We start from the raw sequence: 26,862 nt of genomic DNA, 5'->3' as shown, positions 1-26,862 counted from the left end.
AGATCCAATCTTCGGAGGTACCATGTCCTCTGGCTTGTCAAAGGTTCATGTCGAGCATGTGAATCGAGTGTTACGCACGGCTGGAAATGCCCCGACCTTACCGGTGCCGAATATCATCCTCGACTCCTGGCGACGCTCGATACAGCACTACAAACTCGACCCTGGGTCATTGCAGGGCCCCAGGGTTCTGGAGGCTCACCAAATCAATGAACACCGCCAGCGTGTCGACGATTTCCTGCACTTGGCCGGTGATGAGATGTCGCGGCTGCATAGCCGCGTACGAGACGCCGATTACTGTGTGATGCTCACCGATACGCTGGGTTGCACCGTCGACTATCGGATCGAATCGACCCTGCGCGGCGAGTACCGCCGTTCTGGCATGGACGTCGGCACCTGCTGGTCGGAAAACGAAGAAGGTACGACCGCTGTCAGCGCGGTGTTGATCGACAAACTGCCGGTCACCGTGCACAAGCATGATCATTTCCGCGCGGCGTTCATTGGCAATACCTGCTCGGCGGCGCCGATATTTTCACCCAACGGCGAGATCCTGGCGGTATTGGACGTCTCTTCAGTGCGCGCACCGGACGACCGACGCAGCCAGCATCTGATCCGGCAGATGGTTATCCAAAGTGCCATCGACCTTGAAAATGCCTACTTCATGTACAGCACCCAAGACCTGTGGGTGTTACGCGCCCATCCCCTGCCCGGCTACGTCGACAGCCAGCCTCAGTGCCTGTTCGCCTGGGACCGTGATGGCCGCATCGAAGCGCTCAACCCCGCCGCGCGACGCCTGCTCTTGCAGCGCTGTGGCCGGATCCCCACACATATCGACGAAGCCTTCGCCTCAGCGCAACTGCCCGCCGCCGGGGATGACAACATCCACTACCTGCCGACGATGGGCCTGCATGTGCGCCTCAAGATGCCCCGCCGGCCCATCAGTGCGCCCGCGGCCAGCACACTGGCGTCAGCCCTCGACCCTAAGGTCGCCCAAGCGCTGGAGCTGGCGGTGCGCGTCAAGGATCGCGGGCTGCCTGTGCTGATTCATGGTGAGACCGGCGCCGGCAAGGAGCACTTTGCCCTGCAACTGCACGCTGCCAGTAAACGCCGCGACAAGGCCTTCGTGGCTATCAACTGCGCGGCGATACCCGAGAGCCTGATTGAGAGCGAGCTGTTCGGCTATGCCGCCGGTGCCTTCACCGGCGCCTCCAGCAAAGGCATGCTCGGTCTGTTGCAGCAGGCGGACGGCGGCACCCTGTTCCTGGATGAAATCGGCGACATGCCGCTGTCCTTGCAAACGCGCCTGCTGCGGGTGTTAAGCGAGGGTGAGGTAGCGCCATTGGGTGCAGCACGTGCACAGTCGATCGACATCCAGATCATCTGCGCCAGCCACCGTGATATCGCCACCCTGGTTGAAACCGGGCACTTCCGCGAGGACCTGTTCTTCCGCTTGAGCGGCGCGCGCTTCGATATCCCGCCGCTGCGCGAGCGTAAGGACAAGCTGGCGCTGATCACTAAACTGCTGGAAGAAGAATGCGCACGCTCGGGGGAACGCTTTGAGTTAAGCGAAGCGGCACTGGAAATGCTGCTGAATTACAGCTGGCCCGGCAATATGCGGCAATTGCACCACGTGCTGCGCTACGCCTGTGCTATATGCAAAAGCCAGGTGATTGGGGTGGAGGATCTACCGGTGACACTGAGCGTGAGTGCACCTGCGAAAGGCTTGAACACGGTCTCTGGGAGTCCAGAACGCCAAGCTTTGATTGATACGCTGGTGCGCAATCGCTGGAAGCCGCTGTTGGCCGCGCAGGAGCTGGGGATTTCGCGTGCAACGCTGTATCGCAAGGTCAACCTGCACGGCATCAAAATGCCGGGCAAAGGCTCATACGACTGAGACTCGCCAGGCGCCGCGTACCGCCGCCTGGTTCATCCTTAAAGGGCTTGCTGAAGCGCTGGCACTGCTTCGAACAAGTCCGCCACCAGGCCGTAATCGGCCACCTGGAAGATCGGTGCTTCTTCGTCCTTGTTGATCGCCACGATCACTTTGGAATCTTTCATACCGGCCAAGTGCTGGATCGCGCCGGAGATACCGACGGCGATGTACAACTGTGGCGCAACGATCTTGCCGGTCTGGCCGACCTGCATGTCGTTGGGTACAAAACCGGCGTCGACCGCGGCGCGGGAAGCGCCGACGGCAGCGCCCAGCTTGTCGGCCAGGGCGTACAAGTGTTTGAAGTTGTCGCCGTTCTGCATGCCGCGACCGCCGGAAACGACGATCTTGGCAGCGGTCAGTTCCGGACGATCGGACTTGGCCAGTTCTTCGCCGACGAAGCTGGAAGTGCCGGCGTCGTGGGCAGCGGCAACTGCTTCAACGGCAGCGGAACCACCTTCAGCAGCCACCGGGTCGAAACCGGTAGCCCGCACGGTGATCACTTTGACCGCAGCGTTCGACTGAACGGTAGCGATGGCGTTACCGGCATAGACCGGGCGTTTGAAGGTGTCAGCGCTTTCGACCGAGATGATCTCGGAGATCTGATCAACGTCCAGTTGCGCGGCAACGCGCGGCAGGATGTTTTTGCCGTTGGAGGTGGCGGCAGCCAGGATGTGGCTGTAGCCCTTGCCCAACTCGGCTACCAAAGGAGCCACGTTTTCCGGCAACTGATGAGCGTAGGCGGCATTGTCAGCCACCAGCACTTTAGCCACGCCAGCGATTTTCGCTGCGGCTTCAGCCACGGCGCCCACGAATGCGCCGGCCACCAGCACGTGGATGTCACCGCCGATTTTAACGGCAGCAGCAACAGTGTTCAGAGTGGCCGGAGCCAGCACTTTGTTGTCATGTTCTGCGATGACCAAGATAGTCATTATTCGGCTCTCCAATTCAAAGCACCTTCGCTTCGTTTTTCAGTTTCTCGACCAGTTCAGCCACCGACTTGACCTTGATACCCGCGCTGCGTGCAGCCGGCGCTTCGACTTTCACGGTCTTGTTGGTGGAGGCGGTGGAAACGCCCAAAGCGTCCGGAGTCAGCACTTCGAGAGGCTTCTTCTTGGCTTTCATGATGTTTGGCAGGGACGCGTAGCGCGGCTCGTTCAAACGCAGGTCGGTGGTGACGATGGCCGGCAGTTTCAGGGAAACCGTTTGCGCACCGCCGTCAACTTCGCGGGTCACGGCAACGCTGTCGCCACTGACTTCGACTTTCGACGCGAACGTACCCTGACCGTAGCCGCTCAATGCCGCGAGCATCTGGCCCGTCTGGTTGTTGTCGCTGTCGATGGCCTGTTTGCCGAGGATCACCAGTTGAGGCTGTTCCTTGTCGACAACGGCTTTCAACAGCTTGGCAACCGCCAAGGAAGTCAGGTCTTCAGCGGATTCAACGAGGATGGCGCGGTCGGCACCCAGAGCCAGCGCGGTGCGCAGTTGCTCTTGAGCGGTGGACGGGCCGATCGAGACGACGACGATTTCAGTCGCAACGCCTTTCTCTTTCAGGCGTACGGCTTCTTCCACGGCGATTTCGCAGAACGGGTTCATCGACATCTTGACGTTGGCGAGCTCGACGCCGGAATTGTCCGCCTTGACGCGAACCTTGACGTTGTAGTCGACCACTCGTTTGATAGCTACGAGGACTTTCATGGATAACTCCATTACAAAATAGTGAACCCGACTCACCCTCGGCGGGCCGGGCAAAGCAGATCAGCGCGCGCCCAACTGCTCAATGACACCGCTGGCCTTCAACTGCGCCAGACGCTCGTCATCCAACCCCAACTGACGTTTAAGCACTTCATCCGTATGCTCGCCGAGCATCGGCGCCGGTCGCAGGTATTCCACCGGCGTGCCGGACAGCTTGATCGGGCTCCCAACGGTCACGAAATCGGCCTTCAGCGGATGGGGAATCGTCACCAGCATATTGCGCGCCTTGACCTGAGGCTCATCCAGCGCCTGTGCGATGCTGTTGATCGCCCCTATCGGCACGCCCCGGGGATGGATACGGTCTATCCACGCCTGCGCACAGCCCTCAAGGAAGTGCCGCGACAAGATCTCGATAATCGCCTCGCGATTGGCAACGCGGTCGGCGTTACGCATGAAGCGCGGGTCTTGAGACAGGTGCACCAGGCCGATGGCTTCACACAGAGCGACGAATTGCGAGTCGTTGCCGCAAGCGATGATGAAGTCCTGGTCGCTGGCGCGAAACACCTGATACGGCACTATGTTGGCGTGGGCATTGCCGTAACGGCCGGGTGGTTTGCCCGAGGCTAGGTAGTTCTGGCTCTGGTTGCACAAGGTGGCGACCTGCACATCCAGCAGCGCCATGTCGATGTGCTGACCCACGCCGGTCTTTTCACGGCTGAGCAACGCCGCCTGGATCGCGACCGTGGAATAAAGCCCGGTCATCAGATCGGAAAACGCCACGCCGACCTTTTGCGGCCCGCCACCGGGCAGGTCATCGCGCTCGCCGGTGATGCTCATCAGCCCGCCGATGCCCTGCACGATAAAGTCGTAGCCCGGCTCCGCAGCGCGCGGCCCGGTCTGCCCGAAGCCGGTGACGGAGCAGTACACCAAGCGCGGGTTCATCTGCGCCAGCGAGGCGTAATCCAACCCATACTTGGCCAGGGAGCCAGCCTTGTAGTTTTCGATCAGCACATCGCAATCGGTCGCCAACGCACGCACCAGTTCCTGCCCTTCCGGGCTGGCCAGGTTCAGTGCCACCGATAACTTGCCGCGATTGGTCGACTGATAATAAGAGGCCTCGGAGGTCAACTCATCGCTCTGGCCTTTCATCCAGGGCGGGCCCCAGCCACGGGTGTCGTCACCCACGCCCGGCCGTTCGACCTTGATCACTTCGGCGCCCAGGTCGGCCAGTGTTTGCCCGCACCAGGGGCCGGCAAGCACACGGCTCAAGTCGAGCACGCGGTATCCAGTCAAAGCACCCATGTCATTTCACCTTTGCTTGAGCGTTTACACACGCTCGATAACCATCGCCAGCCCTTGGCCGACACCGATACACAGACTGACCACGGCGTAGCGTTTGCCACTTTCCTGCAACGCCCGCGCAGTACTAAGCGCCAAGCGCGCACCTGAGGCGCCCAATGGATGGCCCACCGCGATCGCGCCACCATTGGGGTTGACCCGAGGGTCGTCCAACGCCAGGCCCAACCCCTTGAGGCAGCCCAGTACCTGGCTGGCGAACGCTTCGTTGATTTCGATGATATCCATGTCCGCCAGCGTCAGCCCGGCGCGGGCCAGGGCTTTGTTGATCGCCTCCACCGGGCCGACACCCATGATGCGCGGCGCCACACCCGCCGCGGCACTCGACAGGATACGCGCCATGGGCACCAACCCGTGACGCTCACCCGCGGCAGCCGTACCGATCAGCAGTGCTGCGGCCCCATCGTTGACACCAGACGCGTTGCCGGCGGTGACCACGCCCCCTTCGTGCAAGGGGCGCAGACGCGTGAGGGCAGCCAGGTCAGACTGCGGGCGCGGGTGTTCGTCTTGCTCCACCAGATGCGGCGGCGTCTTGCGGCCGGTGGGCACGCTGACGCCGAGCAGCTCGTCGTTGAAGAAACCGCGCTGGCGGGCAGCTTCGTAATGGGCCTGGGAGCGTGCGGCGAACACATCGGCCTGGGCCCGCTCGACGCCGTACTCCTGGGCCACGTTGTCGCCGGTCTGCGGCATGCTGTCGTTGCCGAACTCGGCCACAATTCTGGGGTTGGGAAAACGCGCGCCGATGGTGCTGTCGAACACCGTCAACTCACGACTGTAGGCGGCTTCAGCCTTGGCCATGACAAACGGTGCGCGAGACATGCTTTCCACCCCGCCAGCGATGAACAGTTCGCCTTCCTTGCAGGTCACCGCGCGGGCTGCGTCGATCACGGCGGCCAGACCACTGGCACACAATCGATTGACCGTCTGCCCCGGCACCGTCACCGGCAAACCGGCGAGCAGCGCAGCGTGGCGGGCGATATTGCGACTGTCCTCTCCTGCCTGGTTGGTATTGCCGAGGATCACGTCCTCGATGGCGTCACCAGGGATGGCATATCGCGCAAGCAGTTCTCGAATCACATGAGCAGCAAGATCATCGGGTCGCACGGGTGCGAGCGCACCACCGTGACGACCGAAGGGAGTCCGCAACCCTGCAAAGATGTAGGCGTCGAGCATGGAAGTATCCTAGGCGTTAAAAGGTCAGGTCAGTGTCGGTTCGATGTGGCACAACGACAGGCCGAGGGTCGCGCGTCGGCGCAGCCAAGGACCCGGCCGGTAACGCGGATCTCCTGTCAGTTCGGTCATGCGCTCCAGGATGGTCAGCAGGCGTTTGGCGCCGACACTGTCGCCCCAGGCCAACGGCCCCTGCGGATAACCCAGCCCCCGGCGCACGCCTTCATCCAGGTCTTCGACGCTGGCGATGCGCTGTTGGACGATATCGCCGGCCAGGTTGACGATCATTGCCAGCACGCGTTGGGCAACGAAGCCGACACTGTCGTTGATCACGCTGACACCGACGCCGTCGCAAGCCAGCAATGCATGCGCGGCATTGCGTATGTCGACTCGGGTTGCCGGGTTCAGCATCAGCGTGCGGTAGCGAGCGCTGTCGAGCAGCGGGTCGATGCAGACCGTGCGCGTCGGGTCAGTGGCAAAGCGTTCCGCAGCGCTGGTGGCATCCAGGCCATAGGGCGCCAGCAAGCAGAGTGCTTCACTGGACGGTGAGGTGCCCTGCTCTACCTGCGCGCCGAGCTGCTCCAGCAAAGCAGTCAGGCTGACACGATCGACCTCGTTCTCGGTACCCAGCCACACCGGCGGCAGCGCCTCCACTACCGGCACTGCCTGCGCCTGGGGTGCATCAACCATTTGGCCGTTGGCATACCGGTAAAAACCACGCCCAACCTTGCGACCGACGTACCCGGCCTCGAGCATCTGCCGAGTCAGCGCTGCCGGGCGATATCGAGGCTCTTGATAAAACTGGTTGTAGATCGACTCGATCACCGGGTGTGAGACATCCAGGGCTGTAAGGTCGAACAGCTCCAGCGGTCCCATGCGAAAACCCAGGCCTTCGCGCAGGATGCGGTCGATTTCGGCGGGTTCAGTCACGCCTTCCTTGAGAATTTGCAAGGCTTCGGTGCTATAGGCACGCCCCGCATGGTTGATGATGAAACCTGGCGTGTCCTTCGCTCGAATACCGCGGTGGCCCATGCGCGCCGCCAATGCCTGCAAGCGATCACCCACTTGCGGATCACTGGCAAGGCCGTCGATGACTTCCACGACTTTCATCAGTGGCACCGGGTTGAAGAAGTGAAACCCCGCGACACGCTCAGGACGCCGACATTCCCGGGCGATGCTAGTCACAGACAGCGAAGAGGTATTGGTTGCCAAAATGCAATCGTCACCAACGACCGCTTCAAGCTGTGCGAGCAAAGCCTGCTTGGCATCGAGGCGCTCAATAATGGCTTCGACTACCAGGTCGACGTCCTTGAGCTCGGTCAGAGCGGTCGCTACCTGCAGGCGATCGAGTGTGGCCTGTGCGTCTGCACCGAGGATCTTGCCCTTGCTCACCAGCTTGTCCAGCGTCTGTTGAAGGTTATCGCGAGCGGTCCGGGCAGCGCCTTCGCGGTTATCAAACAGCAGGACCTGAATACCGGCCTGGGCGGCAATCTGGGCTATGCCGGTGCCCATGATGCCAGCCCCCACAACTGCTATATGGTTGATCTCGCGTGTCATGAATCACTCTCCCGAGAAGGTGGCTTTGCGTTTTTCAAGAAAGGCATTGGCACCCTCTTTCTGGTCCCTGGAATCGAACAGCAACTGAAACGCCTTGCGCTCCAACGCCAAGGCGCTGTCCAGTGGCAAGTCCGCACCGAGCAGCATCACTTCCTTGATCTGCGCTACAGCAAGAGGCGGCAAGGCGGCTATTTCAGCAGCCAGCTCAAGTGCTCGCGGCACGGTGCGTTCGTCACTCACCACCTCGCTGACCATGCCCATGGCAAGCGCTTCGGGGGCCGGGACCAGACAGCCCGTCAGTGCAATACGCATCGCCTGGAATTTGCCGACGGCGCGAATCAGGCGTTGGGTGCCACCGGCTCCTGGCATCAGGCCAAGCTTGACCTCCGGTTGACCGAAGCGTGCCGATTGCCCTGCAACGATGATGTCGCAATGCATCGCCAATTCGCAGCCGCCCCCCAAAGCAAAACCATTCACCGCTGCAATCACGGGTTTAGGGCAACGAGCGATGGCCTCCCACAAGTACTCCGTGTGGCGGCGATACATCTCGATAGGGCTGGCCTCGGCGAACTCGCGGATGTCGGCACCGGCGACAAAGCACTGTTCACCACCAGTGAGGACGATCGCACGCACCTGCTCATTGCCGGCCAGAGAGCGAAAGATTTCTGCCAACTGTTCGCGCACCGCGCTGTTGAGTGCGTTTTTGACCTCGGGCCGCTGGATCCGTACGACAGCGACGGCATCATCGCGGATTTGCAGATCCACTACAGCGTTAAGCTGGGAGTCCATACCTACCTCTTATTTTTGTTTCGCTATGCGAAACTGAATACCGTAATTACGATCAATCATAGATACGCTTCTAAATCCCTGTAAACAGGCAAACCAATAAATCTGTTTTAGTCCTTTAATTACAGAGATTTATACAAGATAAATAAATAGATTGGTTTTTGTTTAAGCACCAAATACAATTTCGCCAGACGAAACTATGTTTTATTTTCTTGCATTTCTCGAAAGCGAGGTTCTACCATGGGTCGCAACAAGGCAGATCAACAGGCCGTGGACAAGACGAAAGGAGCGGATGAAATCGGCTTACTGAAGATGGGCATGCTAGATCCCGCCAGCGCGCTGAGCGAAGACGAAAGCAGTGGCCAGTTCGTAACTGCGTTGGCACGCGGACTTGAGCTGATGAGGTGTTTCACCCCGCGCGACAACGTGCTCGGCAATCAGGACCTGGCGCGAATGACCGGGTTGCCCAAACCGACGGTGACGCGTCTGACCAATACGCTGATGCGGTTGGGCTGCCTCAAACGTGAAGTGCATTCAGGCAAGTATCAGCTGGACGTAGGTGTGTTGGGTTTCGGTTACGCCATGTTGTCAAATCTGGCGATTCGCACAGTGGCTCATCCGTTGATGGAGGAATTGGCCAATCACGCTCAGGCGGCCGTCGCCATGGCCGCCCGCGATCGACTTCAGATGGTGTACCTGGATGTGGTTCAGGGTCAGGGCAACATGACCATGCGCCGGCAGATCGGCAGCTACTTGCCGCTGGCACAGAGTTCGGTAGGTCGGGCGTGCCTTGCTGCGATGCCGGAAACCGAGCGGGAGTTTCTGCTCGATCACATTCGCCAGCGCGAATCGGAGCAATGGCCAGCCATCCGCAAGGGGCTGGACAAAGCGTTCAGGGATTTCGCCGACTACGGCTTCTGCCTGTCGATCGGTGAGTGGCATCGCGACGTCAACTCCGTTGCAGTTCCATTGCTGCACCCGCAGTACGGGTTACTGACCTTCAACTGCGGTGGACCGAGCTTTCAGCTACCCCGTGAACAGCTCGTGGACGATATCGGGCCTCGCCTGATCAACATGGTTAACAACATTGGCGCCGCTGCTCGCTGACACAACGGAGTAACGGCGCCCTAGAAAACCGGCTCGCTTGCGAGCCTTAGGAGTGCACATGATCCGTGATACCGAAACCCTGCAGATACTGTTGGATTCCCTTCGTCAGTTCGTCAGCGAAGTGCTGATTCCCCGTGAAAACGAAGTGGCCGACACCGACGCGATCCCCCAAGACATCGTCGAACAGATGCGGGAAATGGGCTTGTTTGGCCTGACGCTCCCGGAAGAGTTTGGCGGTTTGGGCGTCACGATGGAGGAAGAGGTGAATATCGCCTTCGAGCTGGGCCGCACTTCACCGGCGTTTCGCTCCTACATCGGTACCAACAACGGGATCGGCTCCATCGGTATCCTCCTGGACGGCACTGAAGAACAGAAGCATCACTACCTGCCCAAACTGGCCAGTGGCGAGCTGCTCAGCTCCTTCTGCCTGACAGAGCCAGATGCGGGCTCAGACGCCGCCTCGCTCAAAACCAACGCCGTGCGCGACGGCGACAGCTACATTCTCAATGGCACCAAGCGCTTCATCACCAATGCCCCACACGCCGGAATCTATACGGTCATGGCGCGAACCAATCCCGAGATCAAAGGCGCCGCCGGCATCAGCGCGTTTATTGTCGAGCGTGGAACACCCGGCGTATCACTGGGCAAGCCCGATCACAAGATGGGCCACAAAGGTGCTCACACCTGCGACGTTATATTTGAGAATGCACGGGTCCCGGCCAGCCAACTGATCGGTGGTGTCGAAGGCGTGGGCTTCAAGACCGCGATGAAAGTACTCGACAAAGGTCGGCTGCATATTGCCGCGCTGAGTGTCGGCGCTGCTGAACGGATGCTCGACGATGCCTTGCGCTACGCAATGGAGCGCAAACAATTCGGCAAACCGATCGCCGAGTTTCAACTGATCCAGGCCATGCTCGCCGACAGCAAGGCTGAAATCTATGCGAGTCGCTGCATGGTGCTGGATGCCGCACGCAAGCGTGACGACGGACGCAACGTCAGCACTGAAGCTTCCTGCGCCAAGATGTTCTCCACTGAAATGTGCGGACGGGTCGCCGACCGCTGCGTGCAGGTTCATGGTGGTGCCGGCTATGTGAGCGAGTACGCCATCGAACGCTTCTATCGGGATGTTCGCCTGTTCCGCATTTACGAAGGCACTACCCAGATCCAACAGATAGTCATCGCCCGAAACATGATCCGCGACGCTCAACGCTGAAGCCACGGGCTTTCAATTTTCGGTTCAAGTGCCCTCCCCCAATAAATACAAAAAAGGTAACACCATGGACGCTGCAGCTCAGGCGAGTGTGACTACGCACGCCAAAACCAGTACCTGGGTGCTGGTCTTCATCTTCTGCTTTCTTGGATTGTTGATCGACGGTGCCGATCTGATGCTGCTTTCCTACAGCCTCAGCAGCCTGAAGGCCGAATTCGGCCTGAGCAACGTAGAAGCCGGCAGCCTGGGTAGCTTTACCCTGGCCGGGATGGCCATCGGTGGCATCTACGGTGGCTGGGCCTGCGATCGCTTCGGCCGGGTGAAAACCGTTGTCTGGAGTATCGTACTGTTTTCCGTCGGCACCGCTGTGCTAGGCATGACGCATAGCTATTGGCAGTTCGCGATCACCCGATTCGTGGCATCACTCGGGATAGGCGCACTGTACGTGGCTTGCAACACGTTGATGTCCGAATACGTACCCACCCGCTACCGAACTACGGTACTCGGCACACTGCAAGCAGGCTGGTCAGTGGGATACATCGTGGCGACGCTGCTGGCCGGCTGGATATTACCGATCCATGGCTGGCGTTGGCTTTTCTACATTGCCATCATCCCGGTGATCCTCGCGGTGGTCATGCAACGTTTCGTGCCGGAGCCACGAGCCTGGATCAACGCTCAGGCCGAGCGCGCCAAGAAGAAAATCACGGGCGGCCAAAATCGGCTCTCCGAAAAGCGCGAAAGCATGTACAAGCTGATCTTCAGTGATCCGCAAGCTAGCCGGATGTTTATCTTCTGGGCTCTGACTGCCGGCTTTCTACAGTTCGGTTACTACGGCGTGAACAACTGGATGCCGACGTACCTGGAAAGTGAACTGGGCATGAATCTCAAATCCATGACCGGCTATATGGTTGGCACCTACACGGCCATGATCCTCGGCAAAATTCTTGCAGGCCTGGCGGCTGATCGTATCGGGCGTCGTACCGTTTTCGCCTTTGGCGCCTTGGGGACCTCGGTATTCCTGCCGGTGATCGTGCTGTTCCAAAGCCAGGAAAACATACTCTGGATGCTGGTGGTGTTCGGCTTTTTGTACGGCATCCCTTACGGTGTGAACGCCACGTACATGACCGAAAGCTTCGAGGCTAAATTTCGCGGATCCGCCGTAGGCGGTGCTTACAATATCGGGCGTCTGGGTGCAGCGGTTGCTCCGGCCGCTATCGGGTTCCTTGCCTCTCATGGCTCGATCGGTGTGGGTTTTCTGGTCATGGGCGCAGCCTACTTCATCTGCGGCGTGATTCCAGCAGTGTTTATCAGGGACAAACAATTCGATCCGCAAAAGCAATAAAACCGGTAACTCAACAATTCAGTAGCAGTCTGTCGGAGACTCCTTATCCGACTGACCGCTGCTATTGAACATGCTCAAGAGACGTCAATTTTTTGTTCAAATCTGTTTGAACCGTCATATTCCCCGCAACAAACTTCGACCATTTAGCCCGGATCTTTCTGGCATTTTCGAAAACTATCTTTCCAGGGCGCTTTGGCCAGGGTGAAAAATACGCCTTGAAGAAGCCTGTCGCGACCGACAGCTATCGGCCAGTACCGCCGATAACGTTCGACAGGAATGAACCCGACCCCATAGGCCAAATTCTGCACCACGGAGCAGCTCTTGGATTCGTAGCTTTCGCTGAGCGATTGCTTCAGCTCGATTTTTGCCAGTCATGAGCGGCAGAAATCGGCCAAAAACGAACGGCTACACATCAAGACGGATGAGCCTAGTTTTGGGGCCTAATGGCCTCCAGAGAGGCAGGTCCTACTCGCTAAGCCACTTCTAACTTCCAACACCCCGAGCGAGGAAAGCTAGGCGTGATAAGTAACCAGTCCGCGCAGGAATGCGAGTAGTGGCGGATTCACCTTCTCAGCGTGGGTGAGGTTGGCAGCATGGCCTGCGCCCTCGACTAGAACCAATGGTTCGCTGCCTTTTAGGCCGTGGCACAGTGCCTCAGCTAAGTTGAGGGTAATGGCGTGGTCATCGCTGCCATGAATCACCAGGGCGGGCGCACTGATTTCTGCCAAGCGATCACTGATGTCCTCGCGTTGTATAAGGCAACTGCTGGGGTTGGCAAGTTGCTGTGGATTCATGGCCTTCCATTTGGCAATCCACTTGGCGTTTTCGGTGGGCTCGGAAATGATCAAGTTGGCAACGTACTCAGCCATTTCGGTGGTCAGGCTGCTGGAGATCCAGGCCTGCAGCAGCTGCTTGTGCTGCTCGACATGCTCAACGGCTTCCGGGCCTGCCTGCGTGTCCATGAGCACAAGACCCAAGATACGCTCTGGCGCCAGCAGCGCGGCACGCAACGATAGAAAGCCGCCTTGCGACATGCCGCCTAACACGGCCCGTTGAATGTCCAGGTGATCGAGCAGGCCGAGGCAGTCGCAAGCGGAGTCCCAATAGGTAAAGGGTTTGCCATCGTATTGGGTTTGGCCAAAACCACGCTCGTCCCAGGTGATCACGCGAAACTCAGGGCTTAAGGCAGCAACCTGCTGGACAAACATCTGCTCGTCCATCAAAAAACCATGGCTAAGGATTACCGGTAGGCCGGAGCCGCCGTGGTCGGTAAAGTGAATCTCTTGCTGGTTGATCGTAGCGAAGGGCATGCGCAGTCCTTATGTTTATTTTGTGGCATGGAAGATCCTTGACGTATCTGACGCTCGCGCGCTGGCACTGCCTATCCTTCATGCAGGTTGCCGGCGCGATTACCTTGTACATGGGCAGGGCCCGAAGCCCCATACACCATGGAGAAGAGCACGAGACTGATCATGATCAGGACAGCCGCACCATGAAAGGCACCGGTCACCCCTATGATGGCAATCACTGGAGAAAGCAAGAACGGACCAATGCCTAAACCGAATAGGCTCAGCGGGGTGATGAGCAAGGCCAACCTTCGGCCGGGATCGATCTGGATGGCAAGTCGGACCTGAAAGGGCTGTAGTGCAACCCACAACGTCATAAAGACACATGTGGAAATGACGTAAATATTCAGACCGCCTTGCCACGTAATGCCTATTGCGGAAATGGCCAGAATAAGCGCCCCCGCCGTCAACGCAAATCGAAAGGAAAGGCGCCAACCGATGATCGCAACACCGAAGCTCGCAATAATCTGAAGCGCGAGTGACGCACCGATAGTGAAACTGATTACCTCGGCAGAATGTTGAAGTATTGAGCCCATGCGTTCGACATAAGTCCACGCTGTGCCCTCTGCCGCACACACCAGCAGGATCGCAACACTGAAGATCAAGGCCCCGCCAGTCAACCGTTGGGTGCCGCCCTCTTCCTGGCCTTTTAGTTGGACGCTGCGAGGAAGGAATAGCCCCCCAACCGCGGCAATCAGTCCCACGGCAGCGATGTAGACCAAGCCGCCGTCGATCCCCCAGCGGGGTAACAGGACCAGAGGTAGAAGATAGGCAGCGAGGAGCTGTGGTATGGCGGTGACGGCTAGGAACACAGCGTTCAGCCGATCAGGTTGCGCGGAATGCGTCGTCACAAGGACAGCTGCAGCCATCGCGAATCCTTCGCACAACCCCGCAACTCCACGCATTACGTAGATGAACTCTGGTGTGGGAGCCCAGCGAAGCGCAATGGTCGAAACAGCAAGAAGCAAGCAAGCCCCCACACCGACCATTCGGACGTAGCCTCGGTTGATGAGGAAAGGCCCAACGCAAGCGCCGAAAGCAAGGGTCGTGATCTCCGCGGACGCGGCGTTTCCAATTCCTGCAACGGAAAGCCGCCCCATCTGAGCCAGTTCACCCAAAAGGATGGGAATTACCCCCAGGCCGATAAGGCTTGCACAGCCAACGAACAAGGCTGCGACGATCGCCGACAGGTTGTCACGCTCCCGGGCAGCGATCGCGCCTGACGAATCCGGGAGATTTTCAAAGGATCGCCCCGACTCTCGGTTGGACGACGTTACTGTGTGTTCATCCATCACAACCTTCCTCATTTTTATTGTTAAGCACTTCTAGGCGGGACGTTGACGCACGACAGAGTTCTCCCGCGTCACATCTTTAAACGAAGTACGCGGAGGGCCACACTCGGTGACTTGCTTGGCTTCCAGCGGGTCTGAATGCCTTCAGGAGTTACTGCTGTTCAAACTTGTCGCCTGAAAACCACACGAACAGCAGCCTAAACCAACCAATCGAAGATAGATTGGCAGTACACGCCACGAAATTGCCATTTGCTACGCCTCGCCGAAGACGTCGGGGTCTCCTCGCCTCTTGGATGGAGTTAGCTAAACTATCCGCCTCATCCCGATCCGTGCCCGATCACTCGATGCTTCTCGATGGCCTTAGAGGTTCTGGTGCGACAGCACCGCTCCATCGCCACCAGCACTCACTGGCCATGGACGCGTCAATCCGGCGATGCCCAGCGGCTCCTACTCAGCTCCAGCCGTCCCCGCAAGCCGATTGATCCACATCCACTCTCGGTCCAGCAGCTCAGCAAACTGCCGGCCGACTAACGGCACCACTAGGAGGACGTGCAATGCCAAGAAAGCAAGACTGACCACGCTGTACGCCGGCCACTTACTGCCTTTTCACTCGAGCCCGTCTGACCACCGTAGTCCACTGCGGAAAACTTTCACATCGGTGGTTACGATAAAAAAGCCCGGCAAAGTTTATTTTATTAAAAATAATACAGAAACAGTTATACCCACCTATACATTTACGCCAAACCGACCCTCTCAACTTCTTAACTACAACTACAACTATTGTAGTTAAAGACTGAAGACTGAAGAGAGCGTTCTGAATAATTCATCCAGCGGGCTGCAATGGATCTTATGTGCATTAATTCCTGGGACAATGCCTTTCGTTTAGTGTTCCTGTTGATCAGTAATCTCATACTCGTATGCGGCCGGCAGTGTTGGCTCCGATTCGACAACGCTGCAAAGCTCCAACATAGGTCCGCACCACCGGCATACATTGTGAATAACAATCCGCCAGAGAGAAACACCTGCGAGTTGGCGTGAATTGCCAATACCATTGGCACGCGCTGTCAAGCGGTCACCCGCTACTGGCGATAGCCTCAGCATCAGATGATGCTAATGTCTGAGCAACCATTGAGCGGTCGTCAGACAGGTCCAGTTCACTGTCCGCCCCCCCGCATACAATGCGTATCTGTGGCTCCACCGTCATTAACAAACCGCGCACTGCAGAAAATCACACTTTAGGTCGCACAAGCCAATCTACCCAGAAGCGCAACAGCAGTTACTTAGAAGAAGTCAATCCATGACAGTAATATTAAATCAAAAACGCATGACAATAACTCAAGCTCGAAGCATGGAGAGACGCGAGCGCTTGATTGCTGCCGCCATCACTCTACTTGACATCACACCTATAGAGGAGATCACGCTTGCAGTTGTTGCCCATCGTGCCGACATCCCAATTGGATCAACTTATCACTTCTACCCAAAGATAAACCATTTATTAGCTGCAGTAGTTGCGAGATTACATGATCAATTTCTTATTCAGCTTATGGAACCCTATACAAGGCAAACCCAAGCAAGCTGGCAAGCAATCATTGAGGAATCTATTAGACGCAGGCTAACATTTTACAATCAGAGGCCAGACGCTCGACACTTGGTGCTCAGCGACAAAGCCCCACCAGAAATCAAACACGCCGATCGCTTTAATGATCACGCCATAGGCCAAGTTATGATTGATATAATTCAACGACACTTTAAATTGCCGGACTTCTCTGCCCGAGCAGATATATTTTTTTACAGCGCAAAAATCACTTCTTTGTTCTTCACACTCTCAAATGTTCAGCACGGAAAAATCACTGAGGAGTTCGCCAAGGAGGCGCAACTTGCCGCGATCAGTTACTTAGGAAATCACCTTCCAGATGAACTCCCTCACGCCAAAACGTCTAAATTCCGTGTTTAAGTTCTGCCAAAACACCGCCAATAATGGATGAATACTTCAATTCGTTTTGAGAGATCACCTTGAAGAGTTTCAGCAGCATGATTAATGAATTCGACTTGGTCCGCCCTTGCCGGCACTACGTGGCTGGCTCTAATCATTTCGACATGCTAACTGGCCTGGTTCGAGGGGAAGGTGTTTGGCTTTTTGATACACAAGATCGTAAATATCTGGACTGTTACAGTCAGCGGGCTAGTGTCGGCCACCATCATCCAGCAGTCACCAAAGCTATCGGTGAAAAAGCGTGTCAACTCAATATTAATCCCTATTTTATTGATGAGCATGTCGTTAACTACGCTGAACGACTCACGAGCAGCCTGCCTGGCGAGTTGAGTCTTTGTTTTTTTGTCTACACCGAAACTCAAGCTATTGAGCTGGCCATGCGCATAGCCCAAATCGTGACTAAAAAATCCGGAGCGATAGTTATGGAGAATGCAGGCAATTGCAATCTTCTACACCGAGACGAATATTTCGATGACGGGAGTTCCAACAAAGAATGGACGCCTCAAATCGTCGCTGTAGAGCCCCCCAACACCTATCGCCCGCCGTTTACAGCACCTGACATTTCCAAGCGATATATAAAATTGATTGACGATGCCATCAACACATTGGACATCAATGGCCGCGGTGTAGCGGCATTCATGTGCGATTCGATTTTTGCCATGGAAGGCTTTTTAGAGGCACCCAGCGATTACTTTGATCGCGTTTACACCAGAATCCGCCTGGCAGGAGGGCTTTGCATTGCCGATGAAATGCAAGCGGGGATGGGGCGAACTGGCCTGATGTGGGGCTTTGAGCATTACGACGTTGTTCCTGACATCGTGATATCAGGACAATCCGTGTGGCCCGGACTTCCAATGAGCGTCGTCGTGACAACCGCAGCGATTGGTCAAGCGTTTCAACACAGCGGAGGGCATTTCAACAATGTTATGAGCAACGCGTTGTCGACGGCTGTTGAGAACGCTGTGTTCAAGGAAATCGACAAGCTGAGCCTACTTGAGAATGTACAAGCGGTTGGTCGATATCTTCGTTCAGAACTCCAATCCCTGGCGGCAAGACATTCTTTAATCGGGAATATTCAGGGCCTGGGGTTCGCCTTTGGCATTGAACTCGTTACTGATCGCCATACGATGCTTCCTGCCAGACAGGAAGCTCGAACAGCGATGGAGTTGATGCGTATAGAAGGGGTTTTGATCGACGCAGCGGGCCGCCAGGGAAATGTCTTGATGATTAGGCTTCCCTTGATATTTTCAAAAGACAACTGCGATTTGTTGACCGAAAAACTGGATAAGGTATTGAGTAAGATTGCCGCAGGCACAAAAAATCCTGGTATCGAACCCGGTAGCAAAAAATAATTCCTTGCGCGCCCCTCAACACGCTTTACCACGGGAGCTTAAACCGAAATATGGCGCATTCATGATCACTTCAGTGGTATAGCTCTCTGAGCTCATTTGAGAGATTGACTACTCACTTACTTCTTCAACGCTCTTCAAGAATCGATCAATGAGTGAATTAACCTCTGCGGGACTCTCCAGTGCTGCTAGGTGCGCTGTCCTTTCCATCATCACGAATTTAGCGCCCGGAATCGCCCTGGCCATCTCTCTGGTTTCATCGACCGCGAATGTACGGTCCTCTTCACCTGCAATTACCAGAACCGGCGAACGAACTGCCGCCAATAGTGAAAGTTGATTCGGGCGGCTGGGAACAACGCTAGCGACAGCCCATGCAATAGAGTCGACATTGCAGGCCTTCAGCGCCTTGTGGATATGAGCAATAACATGACATTTTTCATGTTCGACAGTCGGGCCCACGAATGCACGAGTCGCGGCGTTCAGCGTAAATCCACGAAATCCTCCAAATAGCCTGATAAGCCCTGCCAAGAGCGGAAACTCCAACCGTTGCCTCAACCCTGCCGGTGACCCCGTACAATTCATCAACACAGCAGCACCGACCCTGTCGGGATACATTGCCGCGAAAGTTCCACCAATCATCCCGCCCCAGGAATTACCAACGAAATGGGTTTTTTCAACGCCCAACTCATCCAGTACCTCTACCACACACTGCGCGCACTCCGAGAACGTAAATCCCCGAGTCAACTTTTCGCTGTCTCCGTGACCGGGCGGATCAATAAGTATGACTCGATACCTGTTACTGAAATATCGCACCTGGGCCATCCACATGCGTCCGCTCATCAGGAGGCTAGACCAAAACACTATCGCCTCCCCCTGCCCAATGCTGCGCACTCTCAAGCGGCCAAGGCAGGTGACGATGTCTTGTGTCGCTAGACCTTCATACGTAATCAGATGCATAGGATGCTCAACTGTCAATAATTCGAATTAGCGCCTCTCCCTACCAAGCGCGGACAAAGTCAGGGAAAGCGTCAACAAGGGAGTCAAACTCAGAAACGTAAACCGCTGTCACGCCTAATCATGCTTAAGCGATATCCACTAAGATGACCCCCTCATCAATGGTGAATATTGGCCAGGAACGAAACGCTTTCGCTACAAAAGCCGCTACGGATTCGTCAGAGTACTGAAACGTTATGAATGAGTGCCCATCCTTACGTAACAACACTAAAAGTCGAGCGATGGCGTCCGTACCCATTTTGCTTCGTCGGTACTCCGGTAATATAAACAAACGACGGATCTCGGATACCGAGCGACGGAAAACGCAATATCCGACGGCCTTGCCGTGCAGTAGTACGATATAAAAAATGTCGAGCAGATCGCTATCAATCCCATGGAGCCATGTCAATTCCTGAACTGCGACAACCTGCATCGATGCAATCATTGTGATTCGCTGTTCCGTGCTGGCTACGACAATCGCTACTGATCCGACCATGCTGCATACTCATCTGGAACCAAGCCTTTTGGAAAATATGCGCATAGATAATCCATGCACAATCCTGCCTGTTACCAACTGAAGAACCTGGGCTCCAAGGGAGTGAGCGCGGAAGGCGAATCCTTTCGCACTCGACCTTGCTTGGTTAAAGGAGATTAGCGGCCAGAGCGGCGCAATGCCGATGGGCTGAACTCTCGCAGGCTACCCTTCCAGCCGAACTGGCTAGGCGCTTTTTCCTCGTTTTCAACGCCGTTGACGATGTACCGACGAGCCTGCAAGTCATAAGCAACATCGCTCGAAGGAAAGTTCACGTTGACATCGTAACGCTGCAACGTATGTGCTTCCTGCACCCGCCACAATTCACCACGACCGTCAAACAAGTCCGCCTGCACGATGTTCCAACTGTCTTCGTCGATGTAAAAACGACGCTTGGCGTAGATATGGCGCACACCCGGTTTCAATGTCGCCTCGACCACCCACACCCGATGAGGCTCATAACGCACAAGATCCTGATTCATGTGCTCTTTGCCGACGATTTTGTCGTACTTCAGACTCCGGTCGTTGAGCTTGTAATTGTTGTACGAAATGAGCATCTCTTTCTTGCCGATCAACTTCCAGTCGTACTTGTCGGGAGCACCGTTGTACATATCAACGCTGTCGTTGGTGCGCAAGCCATCGGCGCTGAGTTCCGGCGTGTCATAAGCCACTTCCGGGGCACGCAGCACACGGCGCTGGCCAGGGTTGTATTGCCAGGCCTGCCGGCTTTCCTTGACCTGGTCCAGCGGCTCGTGGACGAGGGTCTGCAGCCCCGCCAGACTCTCAGGACCGGTGACCATATCAAGGTAGTAAAATAACCGGTTCGGTTCTGGATTACCTAGCGCCGCGGCCATGATTGTCTTGGCCTCGGTATGGACCGCGGAGAAACTACCGCTACTCTGCACGATCAATTGGCTATAGAACCGTTGGAGACCACCGGCGCGATAACGCACGATATGGTTCCACATCGCCTCCAGACCGTCTTTTGGTATTGGGAACGGAACAGTACTGCTTTCGTAATTGACCAAGCCCACACCGCCCGATACCAATTCCACTTTCGGCGCTTCTTTGGCGATCTGGGCATATTCTCCTGCAGGCAACGCGAATGTACGATGACTTGGATAAACGTTCATCTTGTAGTCGGGGTATTGCTTCATCAAAGCCTTGTAGCCGTCACTGAGCATGGCGGCATATTGCCCTACGTTGGCCGACGTCACAGTGAACAGCGGCTTCTCACCGGGGAAAGGGTCTGTATAACCGGCTTCAGGCTTATAGCCCGCCGGTATTGCGGTGAGGCCGCCATCCCATGCGGGGATAGTGCCGCTGGCGTTACCGGCCTTTTCGGCACCGGTTGGCGTTAAATCCTTGCCCAGACGGGCCACGTCTTCTGTACTGAGTTTGGCATAGGCCAGGTTGGACCCAAGAGCCATGAGTCCAATGAATATCGCGCTGCTGGCGAGGTTATTGTTCATCTTTGTTTCCTCTATCTTTAGAAGCTCATTCGCGCACTGAGGGCGACGAAGTCACGATCAGTTGGGGCGTAGCGGGTATTGCCACTACCCGACCACGACAGATCGACCGTGTATTTTTTGGCGTAGTCGGCACGCAAGCCGACCGTTCCGCGCAGGCGGTCCTCGACCAGTTCTCCGTCGTGGGACCAACCCTTGACGTCATGGCCAAAGGAAACGTATGGAGTCAGGTTGACCCCGGCCACGGCATTCAAATAGGAAAGCTCGGCATTGAGCCGGTATCCCCATGCAAACTTGCTGACGAACCCTTCACCGGAGCATCCGTACTTCTGGTACTGCGGCAATACCGCTGCCTGACAACCTTGCTCGGAGTTGAAATCGCTGCCGTAGTTATCGACGTTGCCATAACGACGAGTATCGGTACCCGGCAGGTCGTGGATGTACTTGAAAGCGGCCTCGCCTATCAGGTTCAGGCTATCCGCACCAAGTACTTGCTGATAACTCTTGATAAACCCCAGCGACAGCTGCGAAGTTTTCAGCCGGTCGTAACCTTTGAAGTTGCTGCCTGGTGCGGCCGCCAGAACATCATTGGCAAGCGGCAAGCCAAAGTTGGCGGCAATGGTTGCCGGATCGAGGGTCGCTGGCAGCAAGTCGCCACCGTAAATGCTGACGGGTTGGTTGGGTCGATAGCTGTACTCGCCGAAAACGGAGGTGCCCAATACGTTGGCGCTGAAGCTCAGGCCGAAGATATGAATGTCTTCCGGGTACTTGGCGAAATACTGCGATGCATCCGCGCTAGCGAAGTCGCCAGTGAAACCGGCACCGGCTAGCCGTGACGTCACGAATGGAACAGTTGAGTGCAGGTTCATTGCATAAGCCCCCACCTCAGTGCCCAGTGACTCGATGTAGTATCGCGCCGCTACACCGAACTGACCGCCGTTGCGCGCGTCATCGTCTTTCGCCCGGTGAACATACATCCCGTTGTTGAACGCCGAACCGTCATTGGATTCACCACCGAATGCCGCATTGACGTCATTCAGTACCGTCAGGCCATTACAGCCGTCCTGGACGAAGTCGTTTGCTGAGAAATAGGTGCCACAACCCGGCAATACGGTCTTGCGCCACTCCAGTTTGTAGAACGCTTCCAGGGTCAGGTTATCGGTAATACCGTAGTTGCCATAGAGCATGTTGGTGGGTAAAAAAGCCTCTTTGAGTTGAGACCCTGGACGCACCAACGCCGCCACATCGAACGGGTTGATCTCGTTGATCCCGCTCTGGAAAAACAAGCCCTCCCCCCAACTGATCACCTGGCGTCCAGCGCGCAGGTGCAGCGGATTCTCACCCAGTTTGAAGTCGCCGTAGACATAAGCATCCAACAACGCCAGCCCTTGGAACTTGGCCAGTTCATCGAAGCGGCTGTCGTCGAGTTTGCTGTTCGGTTGATAGCCGTTCGACACATGACCGAAGTCGACGTCTTTGTTCTCCAGGGTGTAGTCGTACCAGGCTTTTCCTCGAATGAACGCTCCGTAGTTCTGGTAGCGAAGTTCCAGCTCACCCAGCAGAGTGGTTGGCGAACTGACCAGTTGACGCTTCTTGCGGAAGTTCAGCCGGCTGTCGTCGTTTGTCGTCGCGTTGTTCGGGTTATACCCTCCCCCGAGCCCAACACTGGTTGCGTTGCCCTGATTCACGAAACTCGGGTTTGGCTGTTCGGCGTTCCAGATGGCACCGACCGCGATGCTGCCCCGCGCGTTGCCTGAAATTTCCCCCAGCTCGAACTCTGCTGCTTGAGCCGAAATAGCGATCGTCAGGGGGGCCAAAGTGGTAGCGGCTAGCCTGGCGACAGCCAGGCTCCTCTTCTTGCAGAGTAGATACACGGGCGTTAACTCCACTGTTTGTTTTTATTGAGGCCCTGGCTGTAATGGCTCCAGGTATGTCGAGTATCAGAAGATGGCTGGCGCATTACTCGACATCCCGTGCCAGGAAGTCGGCTTGACATGCCAATGTTTAGAGGAGAAAGAGGCGGGGCAAAACCCGTCATTGCAAAAGGAAAAAGGCGGTGCTGAACCGAAGTTCAACACCGCCTTTTCTCTGGGGTTTTAAGGCTTTCGAGAGGCGTGACTGTTACTGGTGAACGTCGTTCAGGATGTAATGCGAGATGGCCTTGATCGTTTCATCGCCCAGATAGGCCTGGGGTGGCATCTCTGCAAAGTCGGCACGCTTGCGCACCGGGTTGGCAACGAACTTCGCCAGTGCAGCTTCATCCTTGCCATAGATGGCCTGGATCGATTGAATGGATGGACCGTGCAGCACGCTCGAGTAAGTATGGCACCCGGTACATACCGCCAGGTAGGTCAGGCGACCGCGTTGCTCAGCGGTCATCGGAACGCTTGGTACGGGAGCGTCGAGCATCGCCGTCGTGTAGTCAGCCTTGCTCATGCTGCTGTCACAGACAGCCCAGCGATTGGTGCCGAGCATGTCGACGCCTTCCTGCTTGACCGAGCAGCTACCCTTTCCCTTACCCGTCGTCACCACTTCGAAGCCCACTCGACCCGCCGGTGCGATGAACTCAGCGATCAGCCCTTCCGGCTTCTCCCCGTTATTGACGAAGGTATTGTTCATGATGCGAGTGTTATCCGGATACGGGTCGACTTTAGGGTCATCCGCCATACCGAACGTGACGTTATCCAGAACGAAGATACCCATACCACGGTTATCTTTGATCAGGTTGTTTTCGATGGTTGCGTCGTCATAACCGACCACCAGGATGCCAATGCCCGGAGCGATGCTCGCGGCGATGGAGCTTGGCGGCGCGAAGTTTTTGAGGTTGTTGTCATACACCTCGTTATCGCGAATCACCACGTACTGCGAGTCTTTGACCGGCAGACCGGGAATCAGCGAAAGCATGATGCCGGCGGTGTTTTTGTAGACCTTGTTTCCAGCCATCAGTGCATTGCGGGTGTTCTCGAACTCCAGACCCATCACGTTGCCGTGGGCCACGTTGTCGAGCACGTTGATGTTGTCACTCATACCCACATAAATGCCGGCGTCTTCACAGCCATAGACTTCGTTACCCTGCACCAGTCCATTCTTGCCGAACTGCGGAAAAATCGCGTAGAAAGCGCCGGACACTTCATTGTTGATGATCTTAAAGTTATTGGCTCCCTGGGTCATGATCGCGTTGCCCTTGTAGCCTTTGACCATGAAACCATCGATCACCACGCCGTGCCCGGAAGCAATGATGCCGTCGTTACGCTTGTTCTCGCCATCCAGAATCGCCCCACCCTTTCGAGTGCTTTTGAGCGTGATGTTCTGCTTGTCGATATAAATGGATTCGGCATAGCGGCCCGGCTCGACCAGGATCGTGTCACCGTCCTTGGCTTTCTTCACTGTGTCCTGAATGCTTTGGCCGGGCTTGACCGTCAATTGTTGGGCCGCCACGGTCGTGCTCAAGCCGTAGGCAGCAAGCAGCGCGACCAGGCAAGTAAATTTTTTCATCTGGATCTTCCTCATTGGATTTTTTCCGGGTCTTGGCCGGTAAACGGATCGACACCGCCGTGTCCGGCTGCGGCGCTTGTCTTGCGCTTGTCGAGATACGGATGTGCCTCCAGGAAGGCATCCCGCTTGACGTCGATCTGCTTGGCGAGATCACGCTGGTCAAGGCGCGTGGCTTGACCGACCATGATGCGCAACGAATCCGCGTAGTCCTGCTCGTTCTGGCCCTCATCACTGAGATTGGCGGCCTCGCGCAGTACATCAAGCGCCTTCTGGTTGTTACGTTCGCCCAGCTCGGCACCGACCAGAGCGGTTTTCAACTGAAGGTTCTGTGGTTTGAGCGAGGTGCCTTGCTCAAACAGCTGGATCGCGCGCTCGGTATCACCACCGGCAAACTCCGGCAGCGTTGCAATCACGCTCCCCAGCGTCAGCAAAGCGGCGCCGTCAAGTACGTCAGGCTTGGCCTTGATAGCCGCTTCCAGATCTCCAAGCGCAAGGCCTGGCGCCGTGAGTTTTTCCTTTTCCGAAGCCTCACGCTGCACCGACAGCAGCGTATTGATCCCGCGCAAAGCCGACACCTCAGCGACCTGACCCGCCAGCGGTGCAAGCCCCTTAAGCAACTGGGCGCTGTGTTCGCGGGTCTCGGTCCAGCGCAGGCGCAACTCAACGTCTTTCACCGGGCTGGCGGAGTAGAGACGGGCATAGCTCTTGTCGAGAACACTGAAGTACTCGACATGAGCGCCCAGAACCTGAAGCTGCAATTCAACATTCTCAGGTTGTGCCTGGGCCAGCTCGAAGCCGTAGCGCACGCCACAACCCATCTGCTGGCGATCCCACTTCATAACCGCCAGCCGAGCGAAGGCCGCAGCCTTTTGCTGGGCATCTTTCAGGGGGTCGCAAACCATTAGCGATTCTGCCTCTTTACGATAGGCAGCCTGCTTCACCGGGTCTTGCATCTCGGCCTCGAGCGTTGTCGTGGCAGGTGCTTTTGTTTCGGCCTGGACGTGCGTGTAGGCACCCAATAAACCGGCGAGTCCTACAAATGCAGCCACGGTCAGGGGCTTGGGGGGTCTTATTTTCATGGTGTCTCCAGGTTGAGCACAGGTGCAACCGGCAGCCCTGAGGGCGCGGTCTTTGGAACTGCGGGGGTCAGGCTCTGGTCATCCAGACTGGCGAGGAACGCAACGATGTCTTCTTCATCCTGCTTACTCAGCTCAGGCCCCCTAGTCATGTGGATATGCCAGTGGATTTTCAGCTTTTCATCTTCGGGCGCCGCGTGACCGCGGTTGTCGTTATAGAAGTGCACGACTTCTTTCAACGTCGTGAACTGACCCGCATGAAAGTAAGGCGCAGTGGCGCTGATATTCCGCAGTGTGGGAACCCGGAACGCACCCTGCAGGTTGGGATCGGAGGACAGTCCTCCGGCACCTGGATCGGGCGCCTTGCCAGGCAATGAGGGGCTGCCGATGACGGCCAACTCACTGTCCGTGAATAACGGCGGAATATGGCACTGCGAGCACCGCGCGACGAAACCGCGGAAGACGTTATAACCACGGATCTCCTGGTCATTGAGCGCACTTGTATCACCGTAGGCATAGCGGTCATACCGGCTGTTGAAGCTCACCAGACTGGTCTGAAACGCCGACAATGCCCGGGCCAGGTTGTCGATGGTGGGCGACGCATCAAACGCCTGCCTGAACAGATCAACGTAAACCGGTGAGGCATCCAGATCCCTCTGAAGCTGGTGGGCGTTGTTGCCCATTTCATCGGGATTGAACAGCGGCAACAACGCCTGCTGCTCCAGATTACCGGCCCGGCCATCCCACATGAGGCGCTTGAGAAATGCCACGTTCCAGAGGGTGGGTGCCCCACGCGACAGGTCCTTACGCGAACCATCCGGTTGACGAACGCCCAGCCCGCGACCTCGTCCATCAGCGAAACCCTTATCCGGCTGGTGGCAGGAAGCGCACGACAGGTCCTTCTTGGCCGACAGCAGTGGGTCGAAAAAGAGCTGACGTCCCAAATCAATCTGCTGCGGCGTGTAGGTGGTCTCCAGCTCGGGCAGACGCACCTTCACGCCGCCGTGTTCCTCAGGCGAATCGTAGAAGTCATAGAGCGTGCGCAGCTTGCACTTGCCGTCCGCCAACAACTCGAAACTGGGCGGGCAGAGCTTGCTCAGCTCGACAGTCTCCGCGTGGGCGAATAACGAAAACGACACCAGGCCCAGAAGAAGGAGTTTGCACATA

The 26,862-nt window shown here is 56.7% G+C and carries 21 protein-coding genes; 6 read left to right on the top strand and 15 right to left on the bottom strand.

Annotated features, from left to right (window positions below; genetic code table 11):
* The first annotated feature begins 22 nt into the window (after window positions 1-22).
* Complete coding sequence (locus ACYZUD_RS02135) at window positions 23-1,891, top strand: sigma-54-dependent Fis family transcriptional regulator (protein WP_462022380.1); 1,869 nt, start codon at window positions 23-25, stop codon at window positions 1,889-1,891.
* A 38-nt stretch (window positions 1,892-1,929) separates the two neighbouring features.
* Here ACYZUD_RS02135 and ACYZUD_RS02130 read toward each other — a convergent pair whose 3' ends face one another.
* From ACYZUD_RS02130 to ACYZUD_RS02105, 6 genes are read right to left on the bottom strand one after another with little or no spacing between them, the layout of a single operon-like run.
* On the bottom strand, window positions 1,930-2,859 hold the full coding sequence (locus ACYZUD_RS02130; RefSeq protein ID WP_462022379.1) for an electron transfer flavoprotein subunit alpha/FixB family protein: 930 nt from the start codon (window positions 2,857-2,859) through the stop codon (window positions 1,930-1,932).
* Between the two features lie 16 nt (window positions 2,860-2,875).
* The gene (locus tag ACYZUD_RS02125; protein WP_462022378.1) at window positions 2,876-3,625 is read right to left on the bottom strand and encodes an electron transfer flavoprotein subunit beta/FixA family protein; all 750 of its coding nucleotides are present in this window, start codon (window positions 3,623-3,625) and stop codon (window positions 2,876-2,878) included.
* A gap of 60 nt (window positions 3,626-3,685) precedes the next feature.
* The gene (locus tag ACYZUD_RS02120; protein WP_462022377.1) at window positions 3,686-4,924 is read right to left on the bottom strand and encodes a CaiB/BaiF CoA transferase family protein; all 1,239 of its coding nucleotides are present in this window, start codon (window positions 4,922-4,924) and stop codon (window positions 3,686-3,688) included.
* Window positions 4,925-4,948: 24 nt separating this feature from the next.
* Window positions 4,949-6,151 carry a 3-oxoadipyl-CoA thiolase gene (locus ACYZUD_RS02115; protein ID WP_462022376.1) on the bottom strand — a complete coding sequence of 401 codons (1,203 nt, stop codon included), beginning with the start codon at window positions 6,149-6,151 and terminating at the stop codon, window positions 4,949-4,951.
* Window positions 6,152-6,175: 24 nt separating this feature from the next.
* Entirely contained in the window at window positions 6,176-7,705 is a 1,530-nt protein-coding gene (locus tag ACYZUD_RS02110) for a 3-hydroxyacyl-CoA dehydrogenase (RefSeq protein ID WP_462022375.1), read from the bottom strand.
* Between the two features lie 3 nt (window positions 7,706-7,708).
* Window positions 7,709-8,494 carry an enoyl-CoA hydratase gene (locus ACYZUD_RS02105; RefSeq protein WP_462022374.1) on the bottom strand — a complete coding sequence of 262 codons (786 nt, stop codon included), beginning with the start codon at window positions 8,492-8,494 and terminating at the stop codon, window positions 7,709-7,711.
* A 237-nt stretch (window positions 8,495-8,731) separates the two neighbouring features.
* On the opposite strand from ACYZUD_RS02105, the gene ACYZUD_RS02100 reads away from it, so the two are divergent.
* From ACYZUD_RS02100 to ACYZUD_RS02090, 3 genes are all read left to right on the top strand, one after another.
* Window positions 8,732-9,598: an IclR family transcriptional regulator gene (locus ACYZUD_RS02100; RefSeq protein WP_462022373.1), complete on the top strand. Its 867-nt coding sequence runs from the start codon at window positions 8,732-8,734 to the stop codon at window positions 9,596-9,598.
* A gap of 58 nt (window positions 9,599-9,656) precedes the next feature.
* Window positions 9,657-10,811, top strand: coding sequence for an acyl-CoA dehydrogenase family protein (locus ACYZUD_RS02095; protein ID WP_462022372.1), 1,155 nt, complete (start codon window positions 9,657-9,659; stop codon window positions 10,809-10,811).
* Between the two features lie 64 nt (window positions 10,812-10,875).
* Window positions 10,876-12,150, top strand: coding sequence for an MFS transporter (locus tag ACYZUD_RS02090; RefSeq protein ID WP_462022371.1), 1,275 nt, complete (start codon window positions 10,876-10,878; stop codon window positions 12,148-12,150).
* Between the two features lie 512 nt (window positions 12,151-12,662).
* On the opposite strand, the gene ACYZUD_RS02085 is transcribed toward ACYZUD_RS02090, so the two are convergent.
* Window positions 12,663-13,460 (bottom strand): alpha/beta fold hydrolase, encoded by a 798-nt coding sequence (locus ACYZUD_RS02085; protein ID WP_462022370.1) that lies wholly within the window; start codon window positions 13,458-13,460, stop codon window positions 12,663-12,665.
* A gap of 71 nt (window positions 13,461-13,531) precedes the next feature.
* A complete protein-coding gene (locus ACYZUD_RS02080) occupies window positions 13,532-14,788 on the bottom strand; it encodes a hypothetical protein (protein ID WP_462022369.1) in 1,257 nt (418 codons plus the stop codon).
* 1,297 nt (window positions 14,789-16,085) lie between these two features.
* On the opposite strand from ACYZUD_RS02080, the gene ACYZUD_RS02075 reads away from it, so the two are divergent.
* Window positions 16,086-16,742, top strand: a complete 657-nt coding sequence (locus ACYZUD_RS02075) for a TetR/AcrR family transcriptional regulator (protein ID WP_462022368.1) — start codon at window positions 16,086-16,088, stop codon at window positions 16,740-16,742.
* A gap of 77 nt (window positions 16,743-16,819) precedes the next feature.
* The gene (locus tag ACYZUD_RS02070; protein WP_462022367.1) at window positions 16,820-18,133 is read left to right on the top strand and encodes an aspartate aminotransferase family protein; all 1,314 of its coding nucleotides are present in this window, start codon (window positions 16,820-16,822) and stop codon (window positions 18,131-18,133) included.
* Between the two features lie 108 nt (window positions 18,134-18,241).
* On the opposite strand, the gene ACYZUD_RS02065 is transcribed toward ACYZUD_RS02070, so the two are convergent.
* The 7 genes from ACYZUD_RS02065 to ACYZUD_RS02035 all read right to left on the bottom strand — a co-directional run bounded on the left by ACYZUD_RS02065 (window position 18,242) and on the right by ACYZUD_RS02035 (window position 26,861).
* The gene (locus ACYZUD_RS02065; RefSeq protein WP_462022366.1) at window positions 18,242-19,087 is read right to left on the bottom strand and encodes an alpha/beta fold hydrolase; all 846 of its coding nucleotides are present in this window, start codon (window positions 19,085-19,087) and stop codon (window positions 18,242-18,244) included.
* Window positions 19,088-19,211: 124 nt separating this feature from the next.
* A complete protein-coding gene (locus ACYZUD_RS02060; RefSeq protein WP_462022365.1) occupies window positions 19,212-19,619 on the bottom strand; it encodes a GNAT family N-acetyltransferase in 408 nt (135 codons plus the stop codon).
* Between the two features lie 155 nt (window positions 19,620-19,774).
* On the bottom strand, window positions 19,775-21,127 hold the full coding sequence (locus tag ACYZUD_RS02055) for a DUF1329 domain-containing protein (RefSeq protein WP_462022364.1): 1,353 nt from the start codon (window positions 21,125-21,127) through the stop codon (window positions 19,775-19,777).
* A gap of 17 nt (window positions 21,128-21,144) precedes the next feature.
* Window positions 21,145-22,941 (bottom strand): DUF1302 domain-containing protein, encoded by a 1,797-nt coding sequence (locus tag ACYZUD_RS02050; RefSeq protein ID WP_462022363.1) that lies wholly within the window; start codon window positions 22,939-22,941, stop codon window positions 21,145-21,147.
* Window positions 22,942-23,245: 304 nt separating this feature from the next.
* A complete protein-coding gene (locus ACYZUD_RS02045) occupies window positions 23,246-24,619 on the bottom strand; it encodes a parallel beta-helix domain-containing protein (RefSeq protein WP_462022362.1) in 1,374 nt (457 codons plus the stop codon).
* Window positions 24,620-24,630: 11 nt separating this feature from the next.
* Window positions 24,631-25,698, bottom strand: a complete 1,068-nt coding sequence (locus ACYZUD_RS02040; protein ID WP_462022361.1) for a tetratricopeptide repeat protein — start codon at window positions 25,696-25,698, stop codon at window positions 24,631-24,633.
* Window positions 25,695-26,861, bottom strand: a complete 1,167-nt coding sequence (locus ACYZUD_RS02035; protein WP_462022360.1) for a cytochrome-c peroxidase — start codon at window positions 26,859-26,861, stop codon at window positions 25,695-25,697. Before ACYZUD_RS02035 ends, ACYZUD_RS02040 begins: the two co-directional genes overlap by 4 nt.
* Window position 26,862 lies beyond the last annotated feature (1 nt).

It is taken from the genome of Pseudomonas sp. XS1P51 (assembly GCF_054897845.1).
The sequence above is the reverse complement of the archived record's forward strand: the minus strand, read 5'-3'. Positions and strand labels throughout refer to the sequence as shown.